General features: G+C 66.9%; 11 protein-coding genes. 9 read left to right on the forward strand and 2 right to left on the reverse strand.

Annotated features, from left to right (window positions below; translation table 11 throughout):
* Positions 1-197: 197 nt before the first annotated feature.
* The 3 genes from AC1UKG_RS09885 (at position 198) to proC (ending at position 2,852) form a co-directional block, all read left to right on the forward strand.
* Positions 198-749, forward strand: a complete 552-nt coding sequence (locus AC1UKG_RS09885; protein WP_482642486.1) for a polyadenylate-specific 3'-exoribonuclease AS — start codon at positions 198-200, stop codon at positions 747-749.
* Positions 750-936: 187 nt separating this feature from the next.
* Positions 937-1,965 carry a 6-phosphofructokinase gene (locus tag AC1UKG_RS09890; protein WP_018730685.1) on the forward strand — a complete coding sequence of 343 codons (1,029 nt, stop codon included), beginning with the start codon at positions 937-939 and terminating at the stop codon, positions 1,963-1,965.
* A 68-nt stretch (positions 1,966-2,033) separates the two neighbouring features.
* Positions 2,034-2,852 carry a pyrroline-5-carboxylate reductase gene (proC, locus tag AC1UKG_RS09895; protein ID WP_018742873.1) on the forward strand — a complete coding sequence of 273 codons (819 nt, stop codon included), beginning with the start codon at positions 2,034-2,036 and terminating at the stop codon, positions 2,850-2,852.
* A 139-nt stretch (positions 2,853-2,991) separates the two neighbouring features.
* Here proC and AC1UKG_RS09900 read toward each other — a convergent pair whose 3' ends face one another.
* Positions 2,992-7,275: a GH92 family glycosyl hydrolase gene (locus tag AC1UKG_RS09900; protein WP_026325155.1), complete on the reverse strand. Its 4,284-nt coding sequence runs from the start codon at positions 7,273-7,275 to the stop codon at positions 2,992-2,994.
* 306 nt (positions 7,276-7,581) lie between these two features.
* Between AC1UKG_RS09900 and AC1UKG_RS09905 the strand changes: the two genes are divergently transcribed.
* The 5 genes from AC1UKG_RS09905 (at position 7,582) to AC1UKG_RS09925 (ending at position 12,951) form a co-directional block, all read left to right on the forward strand.
* Positions 7,582-8,823, forward strand: coding sequence for an ABC transporter substrate-binding protein (locus AC1UKG_RS09905; RefSeq protein WP_018742871.1), 1,242 nt, complete (start codon positions 7,582-7,584; stop codon positions 8,821-8,823).
* A gap of 103 nt (positions 8,824-8,926) precedes the next feature.
* A complete protein-coding gene (locus tag AC1UKG_RS09910; protein ID WP_026271240.1) occupies positions 8,927-9,823 on the forward strand; it encodes a carbohydrate ABC transporter permease in 897 nt (298 codons plus the stop codon).
* Complete coding sequence (locus AC1UKG_RS09915; protein WP_018813718.1) at positions 9,820-10,713, forward strand: carbohydrate ABC transporter permease; 894 nt, start codon at positions 9,820-9,822, stop codon at positions 10,711-10,713. Before AC1UKG_RS09910 ends, AC1UKG_RS09915 begins: the two co-directional genes overlap by 4 nt.
* Before the next feature lies 1 nt (position 10,714).
* The gene (locus AC1UKG_RS09920; protein WP_018742868.1) at positions 10,715-11,992 is read left to right on the forward strand and encodes an AGE family epimerase/isomerase; all 1,278 of its coding nucleotides are present in this window, start codon (positions 10,715-10,717) and stop codon (positions 11,990-11,992) included.
* Positions 11,989-12,951 (forward strand): carbohydrate kinase family protein, encoded by a 963-nt coding sequence (locus AC1UKG_RS09925; protein WP_018742867.1) that lies wholly within the window; start codon positions 11,989-11,991, stop codon positions 12,949-12,951. The genes AC1UKG_RS09920 and AC1UKG_RS09925 overlap by 4 nt, the downstream gene beginning before the upstream one ends.
* A 74-nt stretch (positions 12,952-13,025) precedes the next feature.
* On the opposite strand, the gene AC1UKG_RS09930 is transcribed toward AC1UKG_RS09925, so the two are convergent.
* On the reverse strand, positions 13,026-14,042 hold the full coding sequence (locus AC1UKG_RS09930; RefSeq protein ID WP_018742866.1) for a LacI family DNA-binding transcriptional regulator: 1,017 nt from the start codon (positions 14,040-14,042) through the stop codon (positions 13,026-13,028).
* 593 nt (positions 14,043-14,635) lie between these two features.
* Between AC1UKG_RS09930 and AC1UKG_RS09935 the strand changes: the two genes are divergently transcribed.
* Complete coding sequence (locus AC1UKG_RS09935) at positions 14,636-16,282, forward strand: glycosyl hydrolase family 18 protein (protein ID WP_482642674.1); 1,647 nt, start codon at positions 14,636-14,638, stop codon at positions 16,280-16,282.
* Positions 16,283-16,303: the final 21 nt, after the last annotated feature.

Genomic DNA, 16,303 nt, shown 5'->3' on the forward strand with positions numbered 1-16,303 from the left:
CCAAGGTGCTCCGACGCCTCCGGTAGCGGTACACATCAGATCATGACGGCCTGGTCGCTTGCTGTACACCCCTCAATTCGTTTGCGTGACCTTCGAGACCTATCCGATACCAGTTCTGACCTGCGATGACGCGGAGCGCTCGGGCCGGCGGCACCCACCCCGGTCCGGTCATGACGGCATACGCCAGGATGGCGGTGATGGTTTATCGCTACTTCTATGACTGCGAGTTCATCGAGGATGGCCGCACCATCGACCTGGTGTCGATCGGCGTCGTCGATGAGTACGGCCGTGACTTCTACGCCGTCTCCACCGAGTTCGACGACTCCCGGGCGGTGCCCTGGGTGCGTCGTAATGTGCTGAGTCAGTTGCCGTCGCCGGCGGATCGGGCGTGGCGGTCCCGCGCGCGGATCCGGGACGAACTGGAGGAGTTCCTGTTGGAACCGGTCCGGGGTCGTCCCGGCGAGCAGCTGGAGCTGTGGGCGTGGTACGCGGCGTACGACCACGTGTCGCTGGCGCAGCTGTGGGGGGCGATGACGGCGCTGCCTCGTCAGATCCCGCGCTTCACCAAGGACCTGCGTCAGCTCTGGGATGACCGGGGTCGTCCGCCGCTGCCGGACGCGGACGCGGCTCGGCATGATGCGCTGGTGGACGCGCGGCACAACCTGGCTCGGTGGCAGGCCATGACAGGATCGGGTCGGACGGGGACGGGTCGGACAGGGTCGGGTCGGACAGGGTCGGGTCGACGTTGATCAGGTCCGCTCCCGGGCCTGCCTACCGCTTGGTAGCCGGGGTGCGGTGTCGGCGCATACCGGACGGGACTACAGTTCGCAATGACGGCCCGCCCCGGGCCGGCAATGGCGCCGATGGTCTGTTTCGACACATATCCTGGGGCTTAACCGGGCTTTTACCCAATGTTCCCAGGAGGATGAGCAGATCATGCGTATCGGCGTGCTCACCGGCGGCGGCGACTGCCCCGGTCTCAACGCGGTCATCCGGGCGGTCGTTCGGAAGGGCGTGGCCAACTACGGTCACGAGTTCGTGGGCTTCCGGGATGGCTGGAAGGGCCCGCTCGAGGGGCTTTCTCGCCCACTGGGAATCGCGGAGGTGCGGGGGATCCTGCCGCGTGGCGGTACGATCCTGGGCTCCTCCCGGACCAACCCGTTCAAGATTGAGAACGGCGTTGAGCGGATCAAGGAAAACCTCGCCGCGCAGGGCGTTGACGCGCTGATCGCCATCGGCGGCGAGGACACCCTTGGTGTCGCCACCAAGCTGCACGAACTCGGCGTCAACGTGATCGGCGTGCCGAAGACGATCGACAACGACCTCGGCGCCACCGACTACACCTTCGGCTTCGACACCGCGGTCAACATCGCGATGGAGGCGATCGACCGGCTGCACACCACCGCCGAGAGCCACCACCGCACCCTGGTGGTCGAGGTGATGGGCCGGCACGCTGGCTGGATTGCCCTGCACGCCGGTCTCGCCGGTGGCGCCAACGTGATCCTGCTGCCGGAGCGGCAGTTCGACGTGAACCAGGTCGCCGGCTACGTCGAGAAGCGTTTCCAGCACCAGTACGCCCCGATCGTCGTGGTCGCCGAGGGTGCCCACCCGCTCGAGGGGCAGATGGTCCTGCACAACCAGGAGCTGGACGCCTTCGGCCACGTCCGCCTCGGGGGCGTCGGCCAGTGGCTTGCCGAGCAGCTCGAAGCCAAGACCGGCAAGGAAGCCCGTACCGTCGTGCTCGGCCACATCCAGCGCGGGGGTACCCCGACCGCCTTCGACCGGGTGCTCGCCACCCGGCTCGGTCTCCAGGCGATCGACGCGGTGCACGAGGGCGACTGGGGCAAGATGGTGGCGATGCAGAGCACGGACATTGTCCGCGTGCCGCTGGCCGAGGCCACCCGCGAGCTGAAGACCGTGCCGCTGGAGCGGTACGCCGAGGCCGAGGTCTTCTTCGGTAGCTGATCGTTCAACCGGTGCGCGGTGGGCCGCAGCCCACCGCGCACCGGCCTACGCGGGAAGAGGTACGGCCGATGGCGGAAACCGTGCACCCGGTCGCGGTCATGGGGGCTGGCAAGATCGGCGAGCTGGTGCTCTCCGGCCTGCTGCGCTCGGGGTGGCCGGCGGAGCGGCTGTTGGCCACCACCCGGCGGCAGGCGCGGGCCGAGGAACTGGCCCTCCGCTACGGCGTACGGGTGGTTGACAACCACACCGCGGTGGCCGAGGCCGAGGTGCTCGCGATCGCGGTCAAGCCGCAGGATGCGGCGGCGTTGCTGGACGAGATCGGCCCCAAGATTCCGGCCGACAAGCTGGTCATTTCGCTCTGCGCCGGCCTGCCCACCAGCTTCTTCAGCCGGCGGTTGGCCGCCGGCACCCCGGTGGTGCGGGTGATGACCAACACTCCGGCTCTGGTTGACGAGGCGATGTCGGCGATCTCCGCCGGAGAGCACGCCACCGCCGCGCACCTGGCCCTGGCCGAGGAGATGTTCACCCCACTCGGCGGGACCCTACGGGTCCCCGAGTCGCAGCAGGACGCGGTGACCGCGTTGTCGGGTTCCGGGCCGGCATACTTCTACCTGCTGGTGGAGGCGATGGTCGACGCGGGCATCCTGCTCGGCCTGCCCCGGCAGGTCGCCCACGAGTTGATCGTGCAGACCGCGATCGGGTCGGCGGTCATGCTGCGCGACTCCGGCGAGCACCCGGTCAAGCTGCGGGAGGCGGTGACCTCGCCCGCCGGCACCACCATCTCCGCCGTCCGCGAGTTGGAGAAGCACGGGGTGCGGGCGGCGCTGTTGGCCGCCCTGGAGGCGGCCCGGGACCGGGCCGGGGAACTGGCCGCCCAAGCCGACTGAGCGGCAACGCAGCGGTGGGACGCCGCACCGGGAGCAGGCCGGCCGTGCCGAGTGCCGCCGGGACGGGAGCGGCCCCGAGGGTCACCCTCGGGGCCGGCAGCGGGGTCGGCCGCTGTGCCAGCGGCCGACCCCGGAATCTTTACAGGTCCCTACACTGCCCGGAGGCAGGTCCCTGTACCGAGTTCGGCACCCCGTTGTCGGTGGGCGCGACGATGTTGCGGGAGCACGACAGGGGCCCGCCGACCGACGCCGCCGCGATCACCGGCGCCTGGTTCCGCGTCAGGACCGCCGGTCCCGCGACGGTGGTGCCTTCGATGCTCACCTCGCCGATCACGTGGGACACCGTCAGCGGCCCTCCGAGCTGCACCTCCCGGAGCACCACCGCCTCGGCCCCGTTGGCGGCGACCGGACCGGAGATGGTCGAGTCGACCGCGTGGAGCGCGGCACCGGATCGCACCGTCACCGGCCCGTTGACGGTTGCCTCGGACAGGCACGTCACCCCGGAGTCGACCTTCAGCGGTCCGTTGACGGTGCCGCTCACCGTCTTCGTACACGAGGGGGAGGTCGTGGCGAGCAATTCGACCTCGGCAAGGACGGGGACGGAGTCGCCGCCCTCGGGCGTGAGCCGGTAGTGCAGGTACCGCCCGGGCCGGTCTACGGCGAAGGACCGGGTCTGCAGTCGCCAGGTGAACTCCTCAGCGGCACGACTGTCGATGGTGGTCCAGGTGTCTCCGTCGTAGGAGCCCTGCAGTTGCCAGCCCACCGGGTCGGTCCCGGTGTCCGGACCCGAGGTGAGGGTGTAGTGGGTGACCCGCTCCGGGGCGCCCGCCACCGCCCACTGCACCGGCGCCGCCACCGGAGCCGAGGTGGTGGAGGTGTTGTCGGCCAGCGCCGCGGGACCACCGGTCACCGCGATGTCGGACATCGGCCGGGGGGTCGCACCGGAGGGGGTGAGGGACGGGGGGAGGTCCGCTTCGCCGCTGCCCCAGGAAGACGGTTGCGAGCCCATGGTGAAGTCCAGCACCGCGCCACCGGCCAGCACCTCGTGTGAGATCGAGGTCTGGTGGTGTGGCGTGCCGTTGACCTTGAGGCCCTGCACGTAAACGTTGTCGGCGCTGTTGTTCGGCGCGTTGACGACGATCTTTTTACCGTTATCCAGGTGCACGGTGGCCTTCGTGAACAGCGGTGAGCCGATCACGTAGTTCTCGCTACCCACCTGGAGCGGGTAGAAGCCCAGCGCGCTGAACAGGTACCACGCCGAGGTCTCACCGTTGTCCTCGTCGCCGGCGTACCCCTGGCCGATCTCACTGCCGATGTACAGCCGGGACAGCACCTCTCGTACGATCTTCTGCGTCTTGGCCGGCTGGCCGGCGTAGTTGTACATCCAGGGAATGTGGTGCGACACCTGGTTGCTGAAACCCCACATGCCCATCCGGACGTCCCGCGCCTCCCGCATCTCGTGGATGATCCGGCCGTACGAGCCGGGGAAGGTCCCCGTCTCCGGCGTGGCAAAGAACTCGTCCAGCTTCTCGGCCAGTGCCTCCCGCCCTCCGTACAGGTTGGCGAGGCCTTCGCCGTCGTGCGGGACGTGGAAGGCGAAGTTCCACCCGTTGGTCTCGGTGTAGTCGTGCTCGTGCCCCCACACGTGCGGCTCGTACGTCTCGGGCGTCGACTTCCACCGCCCGGACGCGTCGCGTCCCTGGAAGAACCCGATCGCCGGGTCGAAGGTGTGCGTGTAGTTCAGCGCCCGGCTGCGGAAGTACTCCGCCTCCTCCCGGTAGCGGGCCCGGTCGGCTTCCGGGGTCTCCGGGTCCTCGGCGAGCTCGGCGGCCATGTTCGCGATACCGAAGTCGTTGATGTAGCCCTCCAGCGCCCAGGAGACGCCTTCGGAGACCGCGGTCGAGGTGTACCCGTGGAAGATCGATTCAGGTAGGCCCTTCCGGCCGACGCTGCTGTTGTTGGCGTTCCCGGGTGGCACGACGGTGGCATTGCGCACGGCCGCGTCGTACGCGGCCCGCACGTCGAAGTTGCGCACCCCCTTGACGTACGCGTCGGCGAACGAGACGTCCGAGCTGGTGCCGGTCATCAGGTTCCGGTAGCCGGGGGCCGACCACCGCGACACCCAACCACCGTCCCGGTACTGCTGGACGAAGCCGTCAACGAGTTCACCGGCGGTGGTGGGGCTGAACAGCGCGTACGCCGGCCAGGTGGTGCGGTAGGTGTCCCAGAAGCCGTTGTTGACGTACACCTTCCCCGCTACCACGTCCGCGCCGGTCTCGGTTGGTGTGGTCCCCGGTGGCAGGGTGCTCGAGGTGGACGACTGCACCGCGTGCTTCCACACCGGAGCGGTTGCCGTTCCGACGTTCTCATGTGCGGAGTTTGGGTAGAGGAAGAGCCGGTAGAGGTTGGAGTACAGGGTCACGAGCTGCTCGTCGGTAGCACCTTCGACCTCGATGACATCGAGCTTGTCATCCCAGAGGTCCTGGGCGCGGGCGCGGATGGTGTCGAAGGTGTCGTCCTCAGCGATCTCCAGCGCCAGGTTCTTTCGAGCCTGGTCGAGGGAGATCAGCGAGGTGGCGATCCGCAGCGTTACGACCTTCGACGTTGTGGTGTCGAAGGCAAGGTAGCCGGTCACGTCGTCGCCACCGCCACCGGTCAACCCACCGTGGGCGACGACGGGGCGGTCCACCGTGCCATAGACGAACATCCGGGTGGCGCCGCTGCCCAGCCGGGTGTCGGAGTAGCCGGTAACGGTGCCGTCGGGGTTGAGGGTCAGGCCGCCCTGGTTGTTGAGGTTGTCGAAGATCAGGTTGCCCCGGTCACCGGTGAAGGTGAAGCGGAACATCGCAGCGTGATCGGTGGGAGTGATCTCCGTCTTGAGCCCGTTGTCGAAGGTCACGCCGTAGTAGTGGGGCTTGGCGGTCTCGTTGACATGTTGGAAGGCCAGCGCCCGCGCCGTTCTGTCGGCGTTCGGTTTGTCGCTGGTGGCCGCGGGCATGACCTGGAAGGTCTGCCGGTCACCGATCCATGGGCTGGGCTCGTGGCTGGCGGTGAACGCCTGGATCGTCGGCCGGTTGTCGGCGTTGTTGTCCCGTTGGTATTGGTAGACCCAGCTGTTCGAGCCGGCGTCGGTCATCGGCGTCCAGAAGTTGAAGCCGTGCGGCACCGCGGTCGCCGGGAAGGTGTTTCCCCGGGAGAAGTCTCCGGTGGAGTTCGTCCCACGGGTGGTCAACGCGTAGTCGGAGAGCCGGTCGTAGGCGGGGCGCTCGGGGCTCCCGGTCACTCGGATGTCGTCCACCCAGCCCCGGAAGGTGCCGGGGCCGATATTGCTGTCGTACCCGATCAGAATCCGATCGATCCGCTTCCCCGCGGCCACCTCACCGAGGGACGATCGTTTGCTGTTCCACTGGTCGGCGTAGAGCGACTTGGTGGTCCCCTGCTTCGATGGGTGTAGACCGAAGCCGTACTGGTCAACCGCGTCCAGGTCGCTGAGGTAGGTGCCGTCGTCGAAGGCCAGGTCGACCGCGGCGTAGGTGCTCGGATAGTCGAGATCGCCCTGGGTCAGCTCGGGGAAGATCAGGTACGACAGTTCGCTGGTTGCGGTGACGTCGATGGCAACATCGAAGATCTTGTTGTAGGCGTAGCCGCGTCCGTCGACGGTCTGTCCCCCCGAGTAGCGCAGCGCGTGTTCGCCGCTCCAGCCGGCGTTGGCCTTGGCGGTGGGGCTTCCCGCGGGCCCGTTGTCAACGACGCTGTACATCGGTGTCGGCGGCTTGGGGGTGGTGTCGCCGTCGGAGAGCTGGAGATCCGCCAGCTGGACGATGTCTGCGCCGTGGTTGGCCGTGATGTCCAGGCGGTAGTGCGAGTACTCGGTGTTGTTGCTGAACCGGTACTCCTTGGTCTGGAACCGTTCGGGGAAGTCCTGCCCGGTCTGGGCGTCGAGGGTGACCCAGGTGTCGCCGTCGGTCGACCCCTGTAGCTCCCAGTCCTGCGGGTCCCGCTCCGGTACGTCGTTGGCGGAGGTGAGCGCGTAGTGCACCACCGTCGCAGGCGCCTCGAGCTGGGCCTGTACCCAGCCGGTGGGCTCGAAGACCAGCCACTTGGTGGACGGGTCATTGTCGATTACCCGTCGGACGGTTTCGTTGGGCGGGTTGTCGCCGTTGGCGGTTACCTCGGCGATCGTGTCATTGATGTTGCCGGGGATTCCGCCGGAATCTGGATTTCCGGTGACGCCGGACATCTTGGGTTTTCCGGCCGCGTCGGTTTCTACGGTGTTGGTCCATGTCGGATGTGAATCGTCGGAATCGAACGAGGAGAAGAAGTTGGTGTCGAGCGACGGTGCCGCCGCTGCTGGCAGTTGGGTGCCCGGTATCGCCAGGCCAACCGCGAGCACGGTGGCGATCGCCCGCCGGTGTCTGCCCACGTGATCCTCCAGGGGGTCGTCAAGCGTGCGGGGGGTCACGCTTGAGGGTCGGAGAAAGCGTGTCGGCAGGAGACAACGTTGTCAATAGGTTGGTGATCGTCTCGGGGGAGCCTCCGGCGGCGCAATTCATGATCGTCGCGTCGGAGTGGCTGTAATAGGAGAGTTAAGTAGTTTTTGACGGGTCGTCTCGTGATGTCATCGTTACTTTTTCGTAGCTGGGCTGATGTTGACGAAAACTGGGCGCAGCGAAAGTGTGGTGGCTCTCAGACAACGATGTCATCCCCAGCGGGAGGAAGCATGGGCAGGATGCGTAGGGCGGCCGTCGCCGCGGTCGGGGCGCTCGCGTTGCTGTCGCCCGCCGCTTGCGGTGGTGCCGACAGCGGGGCCGACCAGGAGGTGGAGGTCTTCACCTGGTGGGCCGACGGGGGCGAGAAGGCTGGCCTCGACGGTCTGGTCACCGCCTTTGACGAGCAGTGTGACTACTCGTTTGTGAATGGGGCGGTGGCGGGCGGCGCCGGTTCGAACGCCAAGCAGGTGCTGGCCTCCCGGCTCCAGCAGGGCGACGCGCCGGATACCTTCCAGGCCCACGCCGGTGCCGCGCTGTCGGACTACATCGCGGCCGGCCAGATCGAGGATCTCAGCGCCCTGTACGAGGAGTGGGGCCTCACCGAGGCGCTGCCGCCGGGACTGTTCGACAACCTCAGCGTGGACGGCAAGGTCTACTCGGTGCCGGTGAACATCCACCGGTCGAACGTGCTCTGGACGAACAAGTCGGTCCTGGCCGATGCCGGTGTCACGGCCGCGCCGACGACGCTGGCCGACCTCTTCGCCGCGCTCGACACGCTCAAGACCGCGGGCATCAGCGCGCCGCTCGCGATTGGCAAGGACTGGTCCCAGCTGATGCTGCTGGAGGCGGTCCTGATCAGTGACCTCGGCCCGGAGAGCTTCACCGGTCTCTGGACCGGTGCGACCGACTGGAACAGCCCCGAGGTCACCCAGGGCCTGGAGAACTACAAGCGGCTGCTCAGCTACACCAACGCGGACCGCGACACCTACGACTGGACCGACGCCGGCAAGCTCCTCATAGACGGCAAGGCCGGTTTCTTCCTGATGGGGGACTGGGCGCCGAGCGACTTCGAGACCAAGGGTTTCACCGACTTCGACCACATCGCGTTCCCAGGCAACGGGGACACCTTCCAGTGGCTCGCCGACTCCTTCGTGTTGCCGCAGGGTGCCAAGAACCCCGAGGGCACCAAGTGCTGGCTGAAGACCGTCGGCAGCGCTGAGGGGCAGCAGGCGTTCAACATCAAGAAGGGCTCCATCCCCGCCCGCACCGACGTCACCGAGGCCGACTACCCCGCCTACCAGCAGTCGGCCATCCAGGCGTGGAAGACCGGCACGCAGGTCCCGTCCTGCGCCCACGGTGCGGCCTGCTCGCAGGGCGCCGTCGAGGCGGCGAACTCCGCGATCGGCAAGTTCTCCAGCGACCAGGACGTGGCGGGACTGCAGAAGGCGATGTCCGCTGCCGCCGCGCTCGGCAAGAACTAGAACGGCTCGCAGTTCGGTAACCGCACGGCTGGCGCTCTCGCTCGGCCGTGCGGTTACCGGTCCCGGTTGACACCCGTCCGTCCGAACCCACCAGGAATCTGCCATGCTTACTCGCGTCCGGCGATGGGGACCCGGCCTTCTGCTGATTTCCCCCTCCTTACTCCTGCTTGGAGTGTTCGTCTACGGCCTCATTGGCTGGACGATAAAGGTCTCGATGTCGGATCGGCACACCGCCGCCGAGTCGGACGGATTCGTCGGCCTGAGTAACTATGTCGACCTGTTCACCAACGACATCAACGGCCGGTTCCTGCACTCACTGCGGAATCTGCTGATCTTTACCGTCGTCTTCCTGCTCGGCACGATGCTGTTGGGCCTGCTCTGGGCGTTTCTCCTGGAGCGCGGGGTCCGGGCCGAGGGGCTGTTCCGGACCGTCTACCTGTTTCCCATGGCGGTCTCGTTCGTCGCCTCCGGTGTGGTCTGGCGATGGCTGATGAACTCCGGGCAGGGCGACGACGCTGGTGGCCTGAACGCGATCTTCGGGCAGCTGAATCTCGGCTTCCTGCAAAACCCTTGGTGGACTGACCCGGAATGGGGCATGGTCGCCATGGCGGTCCCGGCGATCTGGCAGCTCTCCGGCTATGTCATGGCGCTGTTCCTGGCTGGGTTCCGCGGCATCCCGGCGGAGCTTCGCGAGGCGGCGGCGGTCGATGGTGCCAGCACCTTCCAGCTCTACCGGCGGGTCCTCTTTCCGCAGCTGACTCCGGTGGCACTCACCGCGTTGATCATCGTCGGGCACATGTCCATGAAGATGTTTGACCTGATCATGTCTGTCTCCGGTGCCCAGTGGCTGACCGAGGTGCCGGCCGTCTACGTCTGGCAGACCCTGCTGACCAGTGACTACGCCAAGGCCTCGGCGATCTCGGTGATCTTGTTGTTGCTGGTCGCGCTGGTCATCGTGCCCTACCTGGTGCAGACGATGAGAACGGAGCGACGTTCGTGACCACCACGACCCCTCGGCGGACGCCCCCACCGGCCGTCGCGGCGCCGCCCCGAAAGCGTGGCGGCCCCACCACTGGCGTGATCGGGCGTACTCTCCGGTACTGCCTGCTGCTGCTCTTCCTGCTCATCGTTCTGATGCCGGCGTACGTCCTCGTCGTGACCAGCTTCAAGTCCGGCTCTGACATCGGCGTGAACGGGCAGTGGAATCTGCCCGAGCAGTGGAGCACCGAATCGTGGGCCAAAGCGTGGGCGGCCCTGGGCCCGTCGTTTGTACGGACCTTCCAGCTCGCCATTCCGGTCGCGTTGATCTCCTCGCTGCTCGGCGCGGCGAACGGTTTCGTTCTGTCCCGGTGGCGGTTTCCCGGTGCGGACATCGTGTTCACCCTGATCCTGTTCGGGATGTTCATCCCCTACCAGGCGGTGATGATTCCGTTGCGGGACGTGGTCAGCACCCTCGGTATCGCGCCGGGTATTCCTACGCTGATCTTCGTGCACTGCGTCTACGGCATCCCGATCTGCACGCTCATCTTCCGTAACTACTACGCCACCACGGTGCCGGTGGAGATGGTCGAGGCTGCGTGGGTCGATGGTGCGGGCCTCATCCGTACCTTCCGGTCGATCATCCTGCCGGTGTCGATTCCGGGCTTCGTGGTCGCCGTGATCTGGCAGTTCACCTCTGCGTGGAACGACTACCTGTTCGCGATCTTCCTCTCCAATACCCGTAATGGGCCGATCACGATCGCGCTCAATGCGCTCGCGGGAGCTCAGTCCCCCGACTACGCGGCCTCAATGGCCGGGGCGTTGATCACCTCGCTGCCCACGCTGGTTGTCTACGTATTCCTGGGTCGCTGGTTCATCGGTGGCCTCATGGCGGGATCGGTGAAGAGCTGACATGACCGAACATCTCTCCGGCCGGCGGCCGACGCAAACCGGCCCGAATCCGGACGCCGCCCATCAGCAGCTCCTCGCCAACCAACGCGACGCGCTGCTGCGCGCCGCCCGCACCTCGATTCGGCCCGAGGGCGGGTTCTGGTGGTTGGGCGAGCGTGGCGAACCCGACCCGCGCCAGCCGCTGCACACCTGGATCGCCTGTCGGATGACCCACGTCTTCGCCCTGGCGCATCTGCAACAGATCTCCGACACCGCCGACGCGGTGGACCACGGCGTCACCACGCTGCGCAGTACCCTGCGGGACGCGCGGCACGGCGGTTGGTTCAGCGCCGTGGAGCTGGGTGGGGAACCGGTCACTGACCGGAAGTCCGCGTACGAGCACGCCTTTGTCCTACTGGCCGCGAGTAGCGCGACCCGCGCGGGTCGGCCCGGTGCCGACCAACTCCTGGCCGAGGCGATCGCGGTGGTGGGCGACCGGTTCTGGGACGAGACCGCCGGTCGGACCCGGGAGTCGTGGAGCCGGGACTTCTCCGAGCTGGAGCCCTACCGTGGTGCGAACAGCAGCATGCACATGGTTGAGGCGTTCCTGGCCGTCGGTGAGGTCACCGGGGACCGTCGCTGGGGGCAACGCGCGCTGGCGATCTGTGAGCACCTGGTACACGACGTGGCCGCCCGACACGACTGGCGGCTGCCCGAGCACTTCACCGCCGACTGGGAGGTGCAGCTGGACTACAACCTCGACCAGCCCGCGGACCCCTTCCGGCCGTACGGGTCCACGGTGGGGCACTGGCTGGAGTGGGCACGACTGCTGCTACACCTGGAGACCGCGCTCGTAGCGCCGCCCCGATGGCTTCTCGATGACGCGCGTGCGCTCTTCACCGCAGCGGTCACCCGTGGCTGGTCGGTGGACGGGGCGGATGGATTTGTCTACACCCTCGACTGGTCGGACCGGCCAGTGGTTCGATCCCGGATGCACTGGGTGCTGGCCGAGGCGATCGGGGCGGCAGCGACGCTGTGGCGGCGCACCGGTGACCACTACTACGAGCACTGGTACCAGATCTTCTGGGACTACGCTCTCCGCCACCTCATTGATGCGAAGACCGGAGAGTGGCACCACGAGCTGGACGAGCTGAACCAGCCGGCGAACCGGGTCTGGCAGGGCCGCCCCGATGTCTACCACGCGTACCAGGCCGTCCTACTGTCCCAGTCACCGATCAAGCCCAGCCTCGCGGGTCTGTACGCCCCCGTGGGAACGAATCAGGCGGAGGTAGGCCGGTGATCGCGGTTGTTGGCGAAGCGCTGATCGACCTGGTCGCGGAGGACACGGCCGGTAGCTACCGCGCCGTGCCCGGCGGCTCACCCGCCAATGTCGCACTCACCCTGGCCCGGCTCGAGCAGCCGGTTCGGCTGCTCGCTCGGCTCGGTAACGACGGCTTCGGCCAGCGGATCCGGGGCCACCTGCACGCCAACGGAGTCGACCTGACCTGGGCGGTTTCTGCGGTTGAGTCAACCTCACTGGTGGTCGCCACGCTCGACGACTCCGGCCAGGCCACCTACCAGTGCTACCTGACCGGGACCGCCGACTGGCAGTGGACCACGACCGAGCTACCGAGCCTCGCCGACACCGGGCTGACCGCTCTGCACTCCGGCTCCCTGGCGCTCGCCCTGGCACCGGGCGCGGCGGTCGTAGAAGAGCTCTTCGTCCGGGAACGAGACCGCGGGGCGCTCACCCTGTCGATCGACCTCAACCTGCGCCCCACCATCGTCCCCGACCGCATTGGGGAGCAGCGCCGGGTCGAGCGGCAGGTGCGCTCCGCGCACCTTGTCAAGGCGAGCGAGGAGGACCTTGACTGGCTCTACCCGGACCGCACCATCGAACAGGTCATGGCCGAGTGGCGGGCTGCCGGGGTGGCCTGCGCGGTGGTGACGCGCGGCGCTGCCGGCAGTTGTCTGCTGGCTCCGGACGGGGCGATGTACCGACAGCCAGCCCGGCGGGGCGAGGTGGTCGATACCGTCGGTGCGGGCGATTCGTTCACCGGGGGCCTGCTCGCCGCCCTCGCGGACTTCGGTGCGCTTGGTGATCAGCCCGGTGCCCGTCTCGCTGCCGTTACCCCGAGTCAGTGGCGCCAGGGGCTGCATCAGGCCAGCACCATCGCCGCGCTCACCTGTGGCCGGCGGGGGGCTGATCCACCCACGCTCGCCGATGCCGTCGCGGCGTTCCCCCCGGGGCCAGCGTAGCGATCTCGGTCCGGCCGGCGGAAGCGTCGGCCGGACACCGGGTGCTGATCGGCAGACCCCGGAGCGGGTCGGTGTCAGCTCAGGCCCCGTTGAACCAACTGCGTCGGCAGGACCGAGGTTGACGGCCACGACCGGTCCCCACCGATGCGTTCGAACAGTCGTTCCGTCGCGATCCGCGCCAGTTCACGTTGGTCGTAGGCGATGACGGTCAACGGTCGGGGCATCAGATGGGACAGTTCAAAATCGTCGAAACCGACCAACGCCGCATCGCTACCTCGGCCATGAAGCTCCTGGAGCGCGCCGAGGGTGAGTCGGTTGTTGGCGCAGAAGAAGGCGGTGGGTTGGTCGGCGAGGCCGGACATCTCTGCCACCGCCCGGCTGGCCTGCTCGGGGCCCTCTATTCCACTCCGTACCAACGCCTCGTCGTACGCGATACCGGAACCCGACAACTCGGCCTGTACGCCGGCCAGCCGCTCCCGCATTGTGTATACGTTCAAGGAACCCAGCAAAATGCCGATCCGTCGGTGTCCCGCGTCGAGTAGTGAGCGAATTCCGGCGCGACTTCCGCCCTGGTTGTCCAGGAGGACCACATCGGCGAGGAGCTGCCCCGGCGGTCGGTCGATAAACACCGCCGGAAGGCCCATCTCCACCTCCCGCCGAAGAAAGGAGTGGTCTGTTCCGGCGGGAACCACGAGCAGGCCGTCCACCCGGCGCTGGACCAACTCCAGCAACAGCGTGCGTTCGCGGTCCGGATCCTCCTCCGAAGAGGCGGTGATCAGCAGTGTCTGGTGTGCCGCCGCGACCTCCGCCGCGACACCCGCGACCGTCGCGTAGAACGGATTGGCGATTTCTTCGATGAGTAGGCCGATCGTGGCGCTGAGCTCTCGGGATCGGAGATTTCGGGCGATGTCGTTGCGCCGGAAGCCCAGCTCGGAGATGGCAGTCATGACTCGTTCGGCAAGTTCGGGACCGACGGCTGGCTCGTTGTTGACCACACGGGAGACGGTCTTCAGACTCACGCCGGCACGTCGCGCGACATCCACCATCGTGGGCCGCCGAGGCGGGGGCAGTCTGGCCGGGTGATGCAGCATGTGCCGTCCTTTTTCGGCCCGTGTCGCCGGATCGGTGGGCTAGCCCGAAATGTTCCGCTGGGTCGCACTGTCGCGCATGGGCCGAAAACTGCGTCCTCGGCCTTCCGGCGTGCCGACGTGACCACCCACCATGACAATCGCGAATAGCCACTCAGATAGCCGGATTTTACCAGTCACTCCACTGCGAGCCAAACCGTAGCGTACTGCGCAGGGCTTCCTGTGGGTGCGGAAAGGCGGGTCCCTGTCGACCGCCACCGTTGGAAATCGGCCGGTGGCGGGGAGTGCGCATGCCGGCGGTGTCGGGTGTCCTCGGGTCGCTCCGCGGACGGGCGCTGGGGTGGCGACTGTTGGCCCTTTCGCGCTGATCGTCGTTCCGCGCGCGGCAAACTGTTTTCAGATCATATATCTCGATTCAGCCGTATATATTTCCGTGGTTGTGTCGGCATTTGCCCAACAGGGAGTATGGCCGGTTCGTCGGTTCTATTCTGAATTTTCCGTTGTGATGCGCGTGAACGCCTTGACGAATTTGCGAACCTGTGAGTAACGTCTCATTAACAATTAAAAAAGTTTCCTAACTGTTTGAGGGGTGTTGCATGAAGAGATCACTTCGCCGGGCTCTCTGGGCCGGTGTGGTAGTCGTGCTGGCGGCCGCGACTGTCCCGATGGCCTCGGCGTACGGCGCCGGCAGCGTCACCGCCACGTTCGACGTGGTGCAGGACTGGGGGACCGGTCATCAGGCGGAGGTGACGGTCACCAATGGCTCGAATGAGTCGCTGAGTACCTGGCGGATCGAGTTCGATCTTCCCGCTGGGGCCAGTATCGGCGTTTTCTGGGACGCCGACGTCACCCGAACCGGCAACCACTACGTCGCGGTCAAGAAGAGTTGGGCCGGGCCGCTCGCCCCAGGCGCCAGCTTCAGGTGGGGGTACAACGGGACCGGTCCCTATCGGGCGCCAACGAACTGCACGATCAACGGTGCTGCCTGCTCCGGCGGATCCGCGCCGCCGACCACATCACCCCCGACCACATCACCCCCGACCACATCACCCCCGACCACATCACCCCCGACCACATCCCCTCCGACGACCGCGCCGCCGCCAACGCCGACCACCGCACCGCCAGATGGTGACCACAAGCTCGTTGGCTACTTCACGCAGTGGGGCATCTACGCCCGCAACTACCACGTGAAGAACATCCACACCAGCGGCTCGGCCTCGAAGCTGACCCACATTATGTACGCGTTCGGCAAGACGGCCGGTGGGCGCTGCGGGATCGGCGACAGCTACGCCGACTACGAGAAGGCGTACACCGCGGCGGACAGCGTGGACGGCGTCGCCGACACATGGGACCAGTCGTTGCGGGGAAACTTCAACCAGCTGCGCAAGCTCAAAGCGATGTATCCGCACCTCAAGGTGGTCTGGTCCTTCGGCGGCTGGACCTGGTCCGGTGGGTTCACCCAGGCGGCGCAGAACCCGGCCGCCTTCGCCGAGAGCTGCTACAACCTGGTCGAGGATCCGCGCTGGGCGGATGTCTTCGACGGTATCGACATCGACTGGGAGTACCCGAACGCCTGCGGTCTCACCTGTGACTCCAGTGGGCCGGCTGCGTTCAAGAACGTGGTGGACGCGCTCCGTTCCCGATTTGGTCCATCGGCCCTGGTCACCGCCGCGATCACCGGTGACGCCAGCAACGGAGGTCGGATCGACGCTGCCGACTACGCCGGCGCCGCGGCCAACCTTGACTGGATCATGGCGATGACCTACGACTACTTCGGCGCTTTCAGCCCGCAGGGTCCGACCGCTCCGCACTCGCCGCTCTACTCGTACTCTGGCATTCCGCAGCAAGGCTTCTGGTCCGATGCGGCGATCCAGAAGCTCAAGAACAAGGGGGTTTCAGCCGACAAGCTGCTGCTCGGTATCGGCTTCTACGGTCGAGGTTGGACCGGTGTCACCCAGACCGCGCCGGGTGGCACCGCCACCGGACCCGCCCCCGGCACCTACGAACCGGGCTTCGATGACTACAAGGTTCTGAAGAACAGCTGTCCGGTAACCGGGATGGTCGGTGGCACAGCGTACGCCAGGTGTGGCAACAACTGGTGGAGCTACGACACCCCGACCACCATCGGCGGCAAGATGACCTACGCGAAGAACGAGGGCCTCGGTGGCGCGTTCTTCTGGGAGCTCTCCGGCGATACGACCGACGGGGAGCTGATCAGCGCCATCGAGAGTGGCCTCGGTTAGCACCGCGGCCACACCCGATCG

The organism is Salinispora sp. CH2A1_6, from assembly GCF_056820975.1.